This is a genomic window from Mesorhizobium sp. ORM8.1, from assembly GCF_053005525.2.
Genome location: NZ_CM132600.1, coordinates 5,337,139 through 5,351,648, shown reverse-complemented (window position 1 = coordinate 5,351,648; position 14,510 = coordinate 5,337,139). Strand labels below are relative to the sequence as shown.

Here is a 14,510-nt window from a genome sequence, read left to right as displayed (position 1 = left end):
CGCATCATCCTCTCGGCAGAAAGCTGACGTCTGCTTCAGACCATCGAAGCAGCACATCGTCGCCCGAAATCAGATTCTTCCCTGACTGGTCTGTTGGCACCCTGACCTTGATCCTGTGTTCTGCCCCCGCCATGGCAAGCGACAATTGGGTTGTAGCACCGAGGAAGGTGACGTTCTCCAGACGCGCCTTGGAAACACGCTGATCGCCGCGCAATTCGTTGCCGTCGTGGATCGCGAAACTTTCCGGTCTTATGGCGAGCAAGAGGTCAGCGCCACTGTTCGCCAATGCGGGGATGGGATGCCTCCCAAGCGGGCTTTGGACAACGCTCGTAGGACCATCGGTATCGAGCCGCGCGGGCAGCAGATTGTTCTCGCCAAAGAACTTCGCCACGAATTCACTCCGCGGCTTGTAGTAGATTTCTTGAGGCGTGCCGACCTGAACCAGATTGCCGTGGTCCATGACGGCGATGCGATCCGACATTGAGATCGCCTCTTCCTGATCATGGGTAATGAAAACGAATGTCGTGCGGATGCGCCGCTGCAGGTTCTTCAGAAATTCCTGCATCGAACGCCGCAACTCGGCGTCCAGCGCTGCCAGCGGCTCGTCCAGGAGGATGACCTGCGGCTCGCACACGATGGCTCTCGCCAGTGCCACGCGCTGGCGCTGGCCACCGCTCAATTCGTTGGGATAGCGCTCGGCCTTGTCAGTCAGATTGACGGTGTCAAGGACGGCAGAGACCTTTGTCTTGATCTCCTCAGCCGGTCTGCGCCTGATCCGCAACCCGTAAGCCACGTTCTTTGCCACCGTCATATGAGGGAAAAGCGCGTAGTCCTGGAACACCGTATTGAACGGCCGCCTGAAGATCGGCACCTGGGAGATATCGGCGCCGCGCAGCAAGATGCGGCCGGATGTCGGCGGCGTGAAGCCGCCGATCATCCGCAAGATGGTCGTCTTTCCCGATCCGGATGGTCCAAGGATGGTGAGGAACTCACCATCCTTGATGTCGAGATCGACCGGTTTCAGAACGTTGAGGTTCCTATAGGACTTGGTTACGCCAACCAGCTGGATGACGTTCGGTCTGACGACCTCTTCTTCGGAGAGTGCAGCAGTCATTGTTGAACCGGAGTTGCCTTGATCTCGTTCCACAATTCGATGCGACGGCCGAAATCTTCGGGCGCCTGGAGGAAGACAAGCCTGTCGGAATAGGTCAAGCCGATCTTGTCATTGGCGTCACCATTGGTGGTGTTGCCGTAACCGGTCTTTTCGCTGATGTAGGTTCCAATCGCCTTTTCAAGCATGGCGTCGACCCATGCATGAGCGAGTTCGGGATCGCGGGCCTTGGCGCTGATCGCCCAGCAATCGATCCAGCCGATCGCACCTTCCTTCGGAATTGTAAGCCCGACATTGGCGCCACGGCTGCGCAACATCGGCGCCTGAGGCTCACCCATCGACATCATTAGATCGATGCCCCCTTGAGCGAAGATACTGACGCCGTCGTCGAAGCCGGCATAGTAGCTTGCGACATTGGCTTTCTGCTCCAGAAGCTTGGCCTTGACCTGTGAGAACTGGTCGGCAGAGAGGTTGAAGGGATCCTTGATGCCGAGCAAAAGCGCCGTGGTGACGATCGCGTTGTTGGCATCATCCATCACGATGATGCGACCCTTGTATTTCTTGTCCCAAAGAATGTTCCAGCTATCAGGCGCGGTTTTGAACGTGTCGGTGCTGTAGATCAGCGGAATGGAACCCCACGCGAAGGGAACCGCGTATGGCTTGCCGTCGAAAATAATTGCCGACACTGAACGGAACGCCGGCAGAAGATTGCTCGACTGCGGGACTTTGGCGAGATCGACAGGCTGGAGAAGCTTCTCCTGCGTCAGCCGCTTGTAGGATGACGTCTCGATGGCGATGACGTCGAAATCCGCGCCACCCGACGCTGTCATCTTGGCGAAGATCTCATCGACACTGCCCGTATAGCTGATGCTTACGGTCGACCCGGTCTTTTGTTCGAAGGCCTTAACCCACTGGTCGTCGGCATATCCTTCCCAGGTCAGGATGCGCAGCTCCTTGCCGGCCGCTTTGGCTGGCTTGAACGCGGACGATGCCAATGCGCCAGCCGCCATAGTGGTGGTCAGAGACAGAAATTCACGTCTTTTCATTTTGATTCCCCTTCGTTGAGTCGTCTATGCGGAGTAGTTAACTGGTGTCTGGTACCAACCTGCCTTGTGCTGTTCCCAATAGAATGACTTGAGCCGAGCGCTTATTTTTCCTGGTTTGCCGCCGCTCATGATGTGATCGTTGATGCGCGATACGGGCATGACGCCGCCCGCCGTCGTTGTGCAGAACATCTCATCCGCCGACAGCAGATCCTGCTTCCGCAACGGCGCAATCCGCGCCGGAATGGCGAGCATTTCGCAAAGTTCGAGCACAGAGCGGCGCGTGATCCCCTCCAGCGCGCCGCGATCGGGGGTCAGCACTTCGCCGTGGCGCACGATGAAGACGTTGAACCCGGGCCCTTCGGTGACATAACCGTCGCGATCCAGCAGGACTGCGGTGTCGGCTCCTGCATCATGGGCCTCGAAGAGGCCGCGGGTCAGGTCGCCCCAATGGTAGTTCTTGACGGCCGGGTCAATGGAGGCCGGGGGAATCCGTGGCACTGAAGCGATATGGATATGGGCGCCGCGGGCTTGCACATCGAGCGGGATGACGTCGATCCATGGAATGGCATAAACGATAAGCTTGTTGTCGCAGTCCTGCGGCCGCCTTGAGCCGAACACGCGAGGGCGACCTCGGGTGCAGACCATAGCCACATAGGCATCCCGCAACCCAGAAAGGGCAACGCATCGCTCTGCTATCGAAGCAATCTCCGCCATCGAATGAGGTGGAGTCAGCCGGACGCTCAGCATCGATCGCTCGAACCGCGCAAGGTGATCGTCCAAACGAAAGAAACTTCCGTCCCGCACATGCACGACGTCGTAGGTGACATCCGAACGGGAGAAACCCCAATCCAGAACGGATATCCTGGCTTCGCCGGCTGGGACGAACTTGCCATCGCTAAAGGCGACGCCGTTTGCATGCTTAGCGTTCATGGATGCAATCTACACTTCCTGAAATGGCCATACACAAGCTGACAAGAAAATTGCTCGCTTGCAAGATAATTTTCTTTAAAGAAATTTATTGACACACGAGAAAGAGAGTGGGAATTAGCTGCCCAGCGGACTTCAGGGCGCGTTTTGGGACGAATCTTTCATGCAGGAAACATCTGAACGGAGGCCTCTGGGCCGCACCTCGCTCAAGGCCACAGCCTTGGGCCTGGGGACAACGGCGATCGGCGGACTATACTCCGCGACCAGCGAGGCGGCGGCTTTTGAGACAATGGAAGCTGGCTGGAATCTCGGCATACGATTCTTCGACACGGCGCCCCAATACGGTAACGGTATGGCCGAACAACGTCTGGGTTCCTTCCTGAAAACCAAACCGCGCGACAGCTATGTTCTGTGCACCAAGGTGGGCAGGCTGCTGCGGCTTCCCGAAGAACCCGAGGGCGAGGACGCGTACTATAAGGGAACGCCCCCGGAACGCCCAGTCTTCGATTTTAGCTACGACGGGGTCATGACTTCGGTCGAAGAAAGCCTGCTGCGTCTGGGCCTCGACCGCATGGATGTGCTGCACATCCACGATCCGGACGCGCATTATGCGCAGGCGATGGACGGCGCCTACAAGGCATTGGACAAACTGCGCTCGGAAGGCCAGATCGGCGCAGTCGGTGCCGGCATGAACCAGAGCGAAATGCTGGTGGAGTTCGCGCGCGACGGCATCTTCGACTGCTTCCTGCTTGCCGGCCGCTACACGCTGCTCGAACAGGGTGCGCTCGACGAGCTCCTTCCGCTTTGCGTGGAAAAGCAGATATCCATCATCATTGGCGGCGTGTACAACAGCGGCCTTCTCGCAAATCCGGGGGCTGGCGCGAAATTCAATTACCAGGAGGCCGACAAGGCGCTGATCGACCGCGCCCTGGAACTCGAAAGGGTCTGCTTGCGTCATGGCGTGCCGTTGAAGGCCGCCGCCATTCAGTTTCCGACACTGCATCCAGCGGTCGCAAGCGTCCTGACCGGAGCCCGAAGCCGGGAGGAGATCATCGAAAACGACGTGCTTTTCCGGCACCCCATCCCGGCGGCCATGTGGGACGACCTACGATCCGTGGGGCTGATCTCACCCCAAGCCCCCACCGCTTGACCGCATGCGACCGCGCGTGATCGACGCTCACCAGCATTTCTGGAATCTGGCGACAGGCTGCTACCCGTGGATGGCGGGCGACGCCATGCGCCCGCTACGGCGTGATTTCGGCCCCGACGACCTGTTGCCGCTGCTGGCGGAAGCTCACATCGATTCAACCATCTTGGTGCAATGCCGTCATGATCAGGAAGAGACCCGCGACTTTCTCGCGATAGCGCAAAAGCATGCCTTCGTTACCGGCGTTGTCGGATGGATCGATCTTCAGGCGAACGACTGCCTGCGCCAAATCGAGAAGCTGCGTGCTCTTCCCGGCGGGGACCGGCTTATCGGCATCCGCCACAATGTTCACGACGAGCCCGATGCCGATTGGCTGCGACGGCCCGCGGTCCGCGCTGGCGTCTCGGCCGTTTTCGAGGCGGGATTGACCTTCGATCTGCTCGTGCGGACCCGGGAGGTGCCTGCCGCCATCGACCTGGTGCGAGAATTTCCAGGCGGGCGGTTCGTGCTGGATCATATGGCCAAGCCCCCGATCGCGTCCGGGGTCAAGCTCCCCTGGCAATCCCGCCTGAAAAGGCTCGCCGCGCATGGAAATGTCTGGTGCAAGATTTCCGGCCTCGTTACCGAAGCGGAATGGGGATCATGGCGGGCCGAAGATTTCGATCCATACATGCAGTCGGCATTGGATGCTTTCGGGCCGGAGCGCATAATGTTTGGCTCTGATTGGCCGGTTTGCACATTGGCGGCTGGCTACAAGGACGTGAGAGATATCGCAGGCCGGCTGGGCGATGCCAATCCCGAATTGGCCGACCGATTTTTCCATCGCAACGCGATCGATGCCTATCGTCTGCGGCAGGTGGCGGGGCCATGACCATCATTCTCACCAGAGGAAACGGAATGAACGTTAACTTCAAGGACGGCACATGGCTCAACCAGCCGGCAAACTGGTTGGCGGAGGATGCCAGCCTCACCATGACGACTGATGCCAAGACCGATTTCTGGCGAGAAACCCATTACGATTTCACCCGGGACAGCGGTCATTTCCTCGGCTTTCCGGCGACCGATGACTTCACCGCCAGAATTCGCATCCAGGGCGAATCTCGCACCCTGTATGATCAAGCAGGCCTCATGGTCCGTATTGACGAGAAACGCTGGGTCAAGACCGGCGTGGAGTTCACCGATGGCGAACTCTTCCTCAGCACCGTCATCACCGATGGCAAATCCGACTGGTCGGTCTCGCAGCCTTTCAAGGAACTGGAGGACTTCCACATCCGGGTGACGCTTGCCAAGGGCGCCATGCGCATTCAAGCCTCGCGGGACGGTAAATTCTGGCCGCTGTTACGCCTCGCGCCCTTCCCGGCGGCCACCTCTTACGCGGTCGGCCCGACGGCCTGTACACCGGAGCGCAGCGGGCTGAGCGTCCGCTTTTCGGAATTCTCGATCGGTCCGGCCATCACCACCGATCTCCACGACCTGAGCTGAAGGATACTTCATCATGCTGATTGGCATCGACCCTATCCTGAATGCCGACATTCTCCACGCATTGCGTGCCATGGGCCATGGCGACGAAATTGTTATCGCCGATGGGAGCTTCCCCGCACAAACGGTGTCGAAGCGTCTTGTCCGCATGGAAGCGAGCGACTTGCCGCGTATGTTGAAGGCGGTGCTATCGGTGATGCCAGTGGACGATTCCGAGCCGGATCCGGTGATGGGCATGGAAGTCATCGGCGATCCTGACAAGATCGTAGCCGCACATATCTCAATACAGGCGGTGCTCGATGCCTTGCCCGGCCAGCCGACAAAGCTTGCCCGGATTGAGCGTTTCGCATTTTACGAGCGTGCCAAGCAGGCATTCGCCGTCATAGCCACTGGCGAAACCTTGTTCTACGGCAACGTGATTATTCGCAAGGGGACCGTCGACCTGGGCGGGAACTGACCGACATAAACGAATGGACCGACATTAGCCTCCCTCGATTAGATTGAGGGCGCCGGGGCTGGTGGGCCCCGAGGGACGTGGTCTTTTCGGCCAAATCAATACGTTAGCGGCTGGTTCGCCAATCCGTATCCCTCGTATTCCCTCATGTGATCTGGCGAACCAAAGGACCAAGAAGAGGGACTGGTTTTCCATGCACGCGGTGTCTCTGCTGTCCCCACAGAAAGGATCGATGGAGGCACGTTGACCACAAGGGTGTGAGCGCGTTCGGTTTGGGCCGGAACTGGACCGACAGATGTCGGGACGAAGTCGTGTTTACTTGCCTTTCAGCATGCGACCGCGACCATAGAAGATCCGAACAACCTCCTTCTGGATTGGCTAATGCTTCAAAATCTGGCTGAGGAACAACTTCGTCCGATCATGGCGCGGGCCGCTGAAGAAATCGTCGGGCGTGCCCTCTTCGACGATCTGTCCGGCGTCCATGAAGATGACACGGTCGGCGACTGCGCGGGCAAAACCCATCTCATGGGTCACACAAACCATGGTCATGCCGTCGCGGGCCAGCCCCGTCATCGTCTCCAGCACCTCCGAGACCATTTCCGGGTCAAGCGCTGAGGTCGGTTCGTCGAACAGCATGACATCGGGTTTCATGCACAGGCTGCGGGCGATCGCCACCCGCTGCTGCTGGCCGCCGGAAAGCTGGACGGGGAACTTGTTCGCCTGCTCGGGAATGCGCACCCGCTCCACGACTTCCAGAAAGAGTTCCGTCAGGGAGCGCGTCTCGAAGCGGAAGCGGACGAAGCTGCGCATCATCTGCACGCTGAGCGCGAATTTGGCGCTGTCCAGCAGCATCTGATCGAGCTGGCCGGACTGCTGCGGCGTCGGAAAAATCATCAGCGCGCCAACCACTTCGTCATCAATGGTAAGCGGCTCGATACGCACCGAAAGCTTAAGCCGGTGCTTGCCGTCATCGACGAACAGCGTCTCGGCGTGGCGTCCGTCGGACGCTGCGCGCAACCTTGAAGATCTGCCGGCTGAGTGTTCCACTCACGGCCTGCTGCCAGGAAGCGGCATCGAAATGCGCCTCACTTGGGGAACGGCCGGCCACGACCAGATTGGCATGGAAATCGATCACCACCACCGGATTGGGCAACAGCTCGCCGACCTTGTCGGCGAGCGAGATCACCGATCCTTCCGACAGGGCCTGCTGCAGAAGCGAGGTGTGCGCCGAGAGGGCGCGTTGCAAGCGTTGACCGGCCTGCTTCTCCTGGCGCAGACGATGCTGCTTCTCAACCGCAATCTCGCCCAGATGCACGATCATTCCGATGAAGGCGATATCCTCGGCGCTCACTTCGGTGATTTCGCGCGAGACGACGGTCAGCACCATCGGCCGGCCTCGGCCATGATCCACACGCTGCGCTTCAGCAACGTGTTCCGCGACGCCGTCGGCGGCACGACCTACCTCGAATTCTGCAACACGCGCAATGCCCCGGGCGCGCTGCTGTCGCTGCCGATGATGCACAAGAGCGAGAACGGCCGCCGCTCGCATTTCATCACTGCCAACTTCCAGATCGCCGACGGCCCAGCCGCTGACGAGATCGTCGTCGCCATCGGTGCAGCGGATGGCGGCCGAGTCCACCCCCGGATCGCGGACCGCTTTCAGGACATGACAGAGATGGAGCACGAGCACGCTATGTAGTGTCGTGCGCGATACCCCCGCTTGTCGTCGATCTGTCCGCTTTCAGGAACCCAGCAAAGCAATCTCTACAGTCAAGATCGAGGCGCGTTGCAAGCATTCGCTTTGTGGAACTGATATCAGCACCGGCCGGATCCAAACCAGCGTGACCTCCGTCCCTCCGGGGGGCAGGCACTCAAAACCCTTGGCTCAACCGTTGCAGCGAAGTCTGAATTGGCAGTCTGATGAGTGTAGGGAAAGGCGGTTGCGCTCTCCCGCTACCACTGTCTCGATTGTACAGCCCGGAGACATGGGTAACAGTTTGTACCTAAGACATGGGTGACAACCTCGTGCCGAACGGGTTGTCGATGGTCTGCAAGGTCCTCTGTTCCAAGTCGATATATCCCAGATCATAATGCATGAAGCTGACGAGCCAAATGCCATCGTCGACTTCGGTGATGCCGAGCCTCTGGCCGGCGAACATGGTGGAGATGTTTATCTCCTTCCTCATCATGCAGATGCGGCCGCAGGCGGTGACGAGAATGTCCTTGTCGTGGAAGGGATATTCCAGCTCGGGTAGGGCCTTGATAGGCTCTTGAAGAAGCTGCGCAGAGCTCGGCTGGCACCTTCATTTGGATCGCCTCGTGTGGCCTTTCGTCATTGAATTCGCTGATGAAAGCATCGAACCTGGCCTGCTGCTGCAGAGCGTTCATGCAGGGCGGCCGGGTTCTCTTTTTCACGCTCGTCGCCTCATCTCAAAATAGATTGCATTCATGCTCTATATCGATCATAGATTACTGCTGCAATCTAAAAAGGAGATCGATGATGCGCGTGAGTCGAATTCAAGCCGCAGAAAACCGCGAGACCGTCATCAACGTGGCAAGCCGCCTCTTTCGCGAGCGCGGCTTTGACGGCATCGGCCTGAAAGATCTGATGAAGGAGCCGGGCTGACCCAAGGCGCCTTCTACAAGCAATTCGAGTCAAAGGACGATCTGGCGGCGCAAGCGTCCAGGCGGGCGATGGAGAGCGTGGCCCAGCGATGGGCGGAGGCAATTGCGTCGAAACCCGAGGATCCGTTTGGTGCGGTAATCGAGTTTTATCTTAGTACCGGACATCGCGAAGAAAGGATGGACGGCTGCCCGGTCGTTTCGCTCGGCTCGGATGCCGCGAGACAGGGCAGCGATGTCAAAGCGTCATTCGAGGCCGGGATCAGGGAATACCTTGAGATGCTCGGCGGTTGGGTTGGCGAGGCCGATGCCGAGAGGGCCGGCGGCAAAGCCCTGGCCGTTCTCTCGACCATGGTCGGCGCGGTGCTCCTCTCGCGCGTCGTCAACGACCCCGACCTTTCGCAGGCCTTTCTGGATGCGGCGACCGATCGGGTTCGCGAAGCGGTCGCAGCCTGAACCGTCCGGCTAGCGCAGTTCGGGCACCATAACGATAGGAGAGCAGATGCGACGGATTGTCGTCACAGGCATGGGAGCGGTCACGCCCCTGGCCGCCAATGTCGAAGCGTCCTGGTCGCGTCTGCTGGCCGGCCGTTCGGGCATCCGTAGGCTTGCGGACGACATGGTGGGAGACCTGCCGGCGAAGATCGGCGGCGTGGTTCCCTCCTTGGAAGAAGATCCGGACGCTGGTTTCGATCCCGATGTCATCCTGTCTGCGAAGGATCAGCGCAAGGTAGATCGGTTCATTCTCTTTGCACTGGCGGCTGCAGAAGAAGCGCTTGCCCAGGCGAAATGGAAGCCTACCTCGGAAACGGATCGCCTGCGCACGGCCACGATCATCGCTTCAGGTATCGGTGGGTTCCCCGCCATCACCGAGGCGGTGCGCACGGTCGACCTGCGTGGCGCCCGCCGCTTGTCGCCCTTTACGGTGCCGTCCTTCCTGGTGAACCTCGCGGCGGGCCACATCTCGATCCGTCATGGCTTCAAGGGTCCCCTCGGCGCACCGGTGACAGCGTGCGCGGCCGGCATCCAGGCGATCGGCGATGCGGCGCGCCTTATCCGCGCGAACGAAGCCGACATCGCCGTGTGCGGCGGAACAGAAGCGTGCATGAACACCGTCAGTCTCGGTGGTTTCGCCGCGGCTCGCTCTCTTTCCACCGGCTTCAACGAGATGCCTGCTCAAGCCTCACGGCCTTTCGACATGTCGCGGGACGGCTTTGTCATGGGCGAAGGAGCCGGCGTGCTGGTTATCGAGTCGTTGAGCCATGCGCTGGCCCGCGGCGCAAAACCGCTGGCCGAGCTCGTCGGCTACGGCACGACGGCGGACGCCCACCACGTCACCTCCGGTCCCGAGGACGGCGACGGCGCGCTGCGTGCCATGCAGATCGCGATTGCGCAAGCAGGGATTTCACCGCGCGAGGTTCGTCATCTCAATGCGCATGCGACCTCCACGCCAGTCGGCGACCTCGGCGAGATCGAAGCGATCAAGAGCCTGTTCGGACGCGATTTCGCGATAGCGGTCAGTGCGACGAAATCGGCGACCGGACATCTGCTCGGAGCGGCCGGCGGGCTTGGTGCCATCTTCGCGATCCTGGCTCTCCGCGATCAGGTGGCGCCGCCGACACTTAATCTGAACGCTCCCGATCCGGCCGCCGACGGCATCGATTTCGTCGCAAACGAGCCCCGGCCAGTGGAGATGGAGTACGCGCTCGTCAACGGCTTCGGCTTTGGCGGCGTGAATGCCAGCGCCTTGTTCAGGTACTGGACCGCCCCGGTGGCCCGACGGAAGCGCCAGAGCCAGTCATGAGTGACGCCCTGCGCTCCGGACTTTCATGCTTCTCGAACTCCGACCCAACACAAAGAAAGAAATGATTTCCATGAACAAGACCAACCCTGGCGTAGCCCTCGTCACGGGGGCATCCTCCGGCATCGGGCGCGCAACCGCCGACGCCTTGCTGAGAGCCGGCTTTCGCGTATTCGGAACCAGTCGTCGCGCCGGCTCCAAACAATCCGACGGCGTTACCATGCTGACCTGCGATGTGACCGACGACGCCTCCGTTGCGCAAATGGTCGACGACGTTCTGGCCAAGGCCGGACGCATCGACCTGCTTGTCAACAATGCCGGCATGGGTCTGTTTGGCGGCGCGGAGGAGTCCTCGACCGCCCAGGCCCAGGCGCTGTTCGACGTGAACGTCTTCGGCGTTTTCCGCGCGACCAACGCAGTGTTGCCGGCAATGCGACGCCAGGGAAAGGGCAGAATCGTCAATTTGAGTTCGGTACAGGGGTTCATCCCCGCTCCCTATTTCGCGCTCTACTCGTCGACCAAACATGCAATCGAGGGCTATTCCGAATCGCTCGATCACGAATTGCGCCCGTTCGGCATTCGCGTTTCGCTGGTGGAGCCCGCCTATACCCGCACGTCATTCGAGGACAATCTCGCCGCCCCCGATCAGTTGCTTGATATCTATGATTCCGCGCGCGCCGGCATGGCCATGGCCGTGCGCAAAGCAATGGAAAAAGGCGATGCGCCCGAAGTGGTGGCCGAGACCGTTCTGGCCGCTGCGACCGATCCCGCGCCGAAAAGACGCTATGCGGCGGGGAAAATGGCGCGCCAAGTCAGTTTCCTGCGCCGTTTCGTCCCCGCGTCTGCATTCGACAAAAGCCTGCGAAAGCAGCTCGGGCTCCCGGTCTGACGATTTCGGCAGCAGATAAAACGAGATATTGAACCCAGATGCTGGTGTTAGATAACCCCTCTTGTACATTGAGTAGAGTGGGGCAATTCAAAATGAATCCTTGTCCAAGACAACGGAGCACGAACTGTTGAGTGTGGGAAAAGGTGGTAGCGCGCTCCCTGCACATTTCGAGGCCTACGTGGCCAGCCGCGCGGCGTGCCACCACAAATGGTCGTCCATGAAGGTCGAGATGAAGTTGTAGGAATGGTCGTGACCTTCCTGCATGCGCAGCGTGAGATCGATGCCAGCCTGCCTGCAGGCCTCTTCTAGCAGCCACGGGCGAAGACCATCCTGCAGGAACCCGTCCGCCGTGCCCTGGTCGACGAGCAAATCGGGAAAGCGCTTGCCGTCCTCGATCAAAAGCGTCGCGTCATAGGCGCGCCAGCTTTTCTCGTCTGACCCGAGATATTTTTCGAAGGCAGGCCGCGACCAGCCGGCCGTGCTCGGCTGCACGATCGGCGCAAGGGCCGAGCAGCTCTTGAACCGTTCGGGATGTTTCAGTGCGATCGTCAGCGCGCCGTGGCCGCCCATCGAATGGCCGAAGATCGATTGGCGCGACATGTCGACCGGGAAATTGGCGGCGACGAGCGCCGGCAGTTCCTCGGTGATGTAGGAATACATCCGGTAATTCGTGGCATAGGGTTGCTCGGTCGCGTCGAGATAGAAGCCGGCGCCGCAGCCGAACTGCCAATTGTCCTTCTCGTCCGGAACCTCAGCCCCGCGCGGGCTGGTGTCGGGGCAGACGATGATGAGCCCGAGCTCCGATGCCAGACGCCGGTATTCGCCTTTGTCCATCACATTGGCATGGGTGCAGGTGAGGCCAGACAGATACCAGAGAACCGGCACAGAACTGTCCTTGGCCTGGGGCGGCACGAACACCGCGAAGGTCATATCGCAGGCGCAGACCTCGGACGCGTGCGAATAAACGCCCTGGACACCGCCATGCGATTTCGACGTGGAAACGACCTTCATCAATTCTGCCTTCTCGTCAGCATATCTCAATCCGGCATAGCCGCCGGCCAAGCCGCTCGCAACCTGGCGGCTGGCAAAACTGCACCGGCGGCGCGATCGAGCTACGCTGGCTCGACGCACGCCGCCGGTCTTACGCCATTGCTCGGAAGGCACGGTAGTTTGGGAACACAGAACCTTCGGCCTGGCGTATGGCTCAGCTACCGGGACCTTCAATGACATATTTCGACAGTGGCGACATGTCGCCCATGGCGACCCTGCGAGCGCCTATCACGTTTCGGTGCTCTAGATTGCACTCGCGGACAAGCCTCCAGACAACATCGCGATCGAAGCGGTGGCTCTCCTACGCTTTCTTCAGAAATTCCGTTCGCAGAACCAGATTTTTGACCTTTTCAGCCCGACACTCGACCTCATCTTCGTTGCCCGTGAGGTGGATGTTCTTGATCAATGTTCCGCGCTTCAGAGTGACGGAAGTACCCTTGACTTTAAGATCCTTGATGAGCGTGACGGAATCTCCGTCACTCAAAGGGGCGCCATTGCTGTCTTTGACTTTCATGATTTCGCTTCCTGCCGTTGTGCATTCAGCCCATTGAGGAGATCGGCGAGTTCCTCGGCATCGTGCTGGTTCATTCCAACGATGGTTCGGCTGCCCATCTCGGCGGGCCGCCCGGTAAGAGCATCGTTTACGGTCCAGGTGCCGGCCGGCTCCCGGCAAAGTTTGTAGCGTTGAATCATGCAGGCATGGTAATGGCGCCAGTTTGCCATGCCAAGGGTGGGTCCATATTTTTCGGTTTGTATTGATGTTCTGAGCATCAATGATACCATCCAGATTATCATTTCTCATACCCAGACACTGATGCCTCGATGATCCCTTCTTCCCAGCTCCATGCCGACCGCGCCCTCCAGAAAACCCTAGCGGAAATGGCAGGCGTCTCCGCGCCGACAATCCAACGAATGGAGGCCAGCCAAGGCGATGTGCGAGGCGTTGTCGACAGTTTGATGAAAGTGATCAACGCGCTGAACCGTGCCGACGTCGACCTTCTCAGCGAACATGTGAGCAGCAATGATGGCGGCCGTGGCGCCGGGTTCCGGCATCCAGATACGCTGTTGGGCAGGCCGAACTAGATCACACAAAATACGCCCTCGGCGCCACCCATTTACCGTCCTTCGTCTTCCTTTTCTTCCCGAAACACCCAATGAGCCTCTCCCGGCATGTCAGCTTGCGGTCCCGCTTTTCCGCATGGAAAGGCAAGGTTCGCTCATGATCCTGTATCTGCGCCGGTTGACCGGAAAGGAGCGAAGCGAGAGAACCGACCGACACCTCGCTCGCTTTCTGACGTTCATCGCAGGAGCCGCCAATGCGGGCGGCTTTCTGGCAGTTCAGCAGTATACGTCCCACATGTCAGGCATCGTTTCCTCGATGGCTGATCATCTGGCATTCGGCAATGTCGAACTGGTGCTTTCCGGATTGGGAGCCTTCTTGTCGTTTGTTGCCGGGGCCGCCTGTTCGGCGGTCTTGGTCAACTGGGGAAGGCGGCAGGGCCTACAGAGCGAATACGCGTTCCCGCTTGTCCTGGAAGCGATCCTGCTGATCTGTTTCGGTCTACTCGGCAGCCATCTTGCACGTCACGAAGCGCTGTTCGTGCCGATGACCGTGATGCTGCTTTGCTTCATCATGGGGCTGCAGAACGCCATCATCACCAAGCTGTCGGAAGCCAGAATCCGGACGACGCATGTCACTGGCCTGGTGACTGACATGGGCATCGAACTTGGCAAGCTGCTTTATTGGAACATCTTAGGGAATGACTCGGACGGACTGTTCGTGAAGGCGGATCGAAGGAAGCTGAGACTGCTCGCGTCGCTTGTAGCACTGTTCTTTATCGGCGGCGTCATCGGCGCAGTGGGTTTCAAGCACGTCGGCTTTGCCGCAACGCTGTTTCTCGCAGCCATTCTCCTCGTTCTGGCCACCATGCCGGTCCTGGAGGATGTCTCCGTTCGCATGAAGCGGTTCTGGCAGTAGCTCGGC

At 59.6% G+C, this 14,510-nt stretch carries 14 protein-coding genes and 5 pseudogenes; 10 read left to right on the top strand and 9 right to left on the bottom strand.

The genetic code is table 11. From position 1 onward, the window contains the following. Positions 1 to 4: 4 nt before the first annotated feature. From ACVDG8_RS26705 to ACVDG8_RS26695, 3 genes are read right to left on the bottom strand one after another with little or no spacing between them, the layout of a single operon-like run. A complete protein-coding gene (locus ACVDG8_RS26705; RefSeq protein ID WP_447251111.1) occupies positions 5 to 1,114 on the bottom strand; it encodes an ABC transporter ATP-binding protein in 1,110 nt (369 codons plus the stop codon). Beyond that, on the bottom strand, positions 1,111 to 2,157 hold the full coding sequence (locus tag ACVDG8_RS26700) for an ABC transporter substrate-binding protein (protein WP_447251110.1): 1,047 nt from the start codon (positions 2,155 to 2,157) through the stop codon (positions 1,111 to 1,113). The genes ACVDG8_RS26705 and ACVDG8_RS26700 overlap by 4 nt, the downstream gene beginning before the upstream one ends. A 24-nt stretch (positions 2,158 to 2,181) precedes the next feature. Then, on the bottom strand, positions 2,182 to 3,087 hold the full coding sequence (locus tag ACVDG8_RS26695) for an aminotransferase class IV (RefSeq protein ID WP_447251109.1): 906 nt from the start codon (positions 3,085 to 3,087) through the stop codon (positions 2,182 to 2,184). 160 nt (positions 3,088 to 3,247) lie between these two features. On the opposite strand from ACVDG8_RS26695, the gene ACVDG8_RS26690 reads away from it, so the two are divergent. Genes ACVDG8_RS26690 through ACVDG8_RS26675 form a run of 4 tightly spaced genes read left to right on the top strand, consistent with a single transcriptional unit; the run spans position 3,248 to position 6,167 of the window. After that, entirely contained in the window at positions 3,248 to 4,234 is a 987-nt protein-coding gene (locus ACVDG8_RS26690; protein ID WP_447251108.1) for an aldo/keto reductase, read from the top strand. Positions 4,235 to 4,250: 16 nt separating this feature from the next. Further along, the gene (locus ACVDG8_RS26685; RefSeq protein WP_455707277.1) at positions 4,251 to 5,102 is read left to right on the top strand and encodes an amidohydrolase family protein; all 852 of its coding nucleotides are present in this window, start codon (positions 4,251 to 4,253) and stop codon (positions 5,100 to 5,102) included. A 26-nt stretch (positions 5,103 to 5,128) separates the two neighbouring features. Continuing rightward, entirely contained in the window at positions 5,129 to 5,713 is a 585-nt protein-coding gene (locus tag ACVDG8_RS26680; protein WP_447257098.1) for a DUF1349 domain-containing protein, read from the top strand. A 13-nt stretch (positions 5,714 to 5,726) separates the two neighbouring features. Further along, positions 5,727 to 6,167, top strand: a complete 441-nt coding sequence (locus ACVDG8_RS26675) for an RbsD/FucU family protein (protein ID WP_447251106.1) — start codon at positions 5,727 to 5,729, stop codon at positions 6,165 to 6,167. A 375-nt stretch (positions 6,168 to 6,542) separates the two neighbouring features. On the opposite strand, the pseudogene ACVDG8_RS26670 reads toward ACVDG8_RS26675, so the two are convergent. Both ACVDG8_RS26670 and ACVDG8_RS26665 read right to left on the bottom strand, forming a co-directional pair. Continuing rightward, a pseudogene (locus ACVDG8_RS26670) lies at positions 6,543 to 6,920 on the bottom strand (amino acid ABC transporter ATP-binding protein); the annotation flags it as partial. 211 nt (positions 6,921 to 7,131) lie between these two features. After that, positions 7,132 to 7,551, bottom strand: coding sequence for a hypothetical protein (locus ACVDG8_RS26665; protein WP_447257434.1), 420 nt, complete (start codon positions 7,549 to 7,551; stop codon positions 7,132 to 7,134). Positions 7,552 to 7,557: 6 nt separating this feature from the next. Between ACVDG8_RS26665 and ACVDG8_RS26660 the strand changes: the two are divergent. Continuing rightward, positions 7,558 to 7,863: pseudogene (locus ACVDG8_RS26660) on the top strand (amino acid synthesis family protein); the annotation flags it as partial. Positions 7,864 to 8,167: 304 nt separating this feature from the next. Here ACVDG8_RS26660 and ACVDG8_RS26655 read toward each other — a convergent pair. Then, positions 8,168 to 8,585: pseudogene (locus tag ACVDG8_RS26655) on the bottom strand (IS481 family transposase); the annotation flags it as partial. Between the two features lie 79 nt (positions 8,586 to 8,664). On the opposite strand from ACVDG8_RS26655, the pseudogene ACVDG8_RS26650 reads away from it, so the two are divergent. From ACVDG8_RS26650 to ACVDG8_RS26640, 3 genes and pseudogenes are all read left to right on the top strand, one after another. After that, positions 8,665 to 9,242: pseudogene (locus tag ACVDG8_RS26650) on the top strand (TetR/AcrR family transcriptional regulator). Between the two features lie 46 nt (positions 9,243 to 9,288). Further along, on the top strand, positions 9,289 to 10,590 hold the full coding sequence (fabF, locus tag ACVDG8_RS26645; RefSeq protein WP_447251105.1) for a beta-ketoacyl-ACP synthase II: 1,302 nt from the start codon (positions 9,289 to 9,291) through the stop codon (positions 10,588 to 10,590). Positions 10,591 to 10,660: 70 nt separating this feature from the next. Then, complete coding sequence (locus ACVDG8_RS26640) at positions 10,661 to 11,476, top strand: oxidoreductase (protein ID WP_447251104.1); 816 nt, start codon at positions 10,661 to 10,663, stop codon at positions 11,474 to 11,476. A 174-nt stretch (positions 11,477 to 11,650) separates the two neighbouring features. Here ACVDG8_RS26640 and fghA read toward each other — a convergent pair whose 3' ends face one another. From fghA to ACVDG8_RS26625, 3 genes are all read right to left on the bottom strand, one after another. Beyond that, on the bottom strand, positions 11,651 to 12,487 hold the full coding sequence (fghA, locus tag ACVDG8_RS26635) for an S-formylglutathione hydrolase (RefSeq protein WP_447251103.1): 837 nt from the start codon (positions 12,485 to 12,487) through the stop codon (positions 11,651 to 11,653). Between the two features lie 340 nt (positions 12,488 to 12,827). Next, positions 12,828 to 13,040, bottom strand: a complete 213-nt coding sequence (locus ACVDG8_RS26630; protein ID WP_447251102.1) for an alkylphosphonate utilization protein — start codon at positions 13,038 to 13,040, stop codon at positions 12,828 to 12,830. Then, complete coding sequence (locus ACVDG8_RS26625; RefSeq protein WP_447251101.1) at positions 13,037 to 13,309, bottom strand: hypothetical protein; 273 nt, start codon at positions 13,307 to 13,309, stop codon at positions 13,037 to 13,039. The genes ACVDG8_RS26630 and ACVDG8_RS26625 overlap by 4 nt, the downstream gene beginning before the upstream one ends. 39 nt (positions 13,310 to 13,348) lie before the next feature. Here ACVDG8_RS26625 and ACVDG8_RS26620 point away from each other — a divergent pair, with 39 nt between their 5' ends. Continuing rightward, positions 13,349 to 13,609 (top strand): helix-turn-helix domain-containing protein, encoded by a 261-nt coding sequence (locus ACVDG8_RS26620; RefSeq protein WP_447251100.1) that lies wholly within the window; start codon positions 13,349 to 13,351, stop codon positions 13,607 to 13,609. A 115-nt stretch (positions 13,610 to 13,724) separates the two neighbouring features. Further along, positions 13,725 to 14,492: pseudogene (locus ACVDG8_RS26615) on the top strand (YoaK family protein); the annotation flags it as partial. Between the last annotated feature and the right edge of the window lie 18 nt (positions 14,493 to 14,510).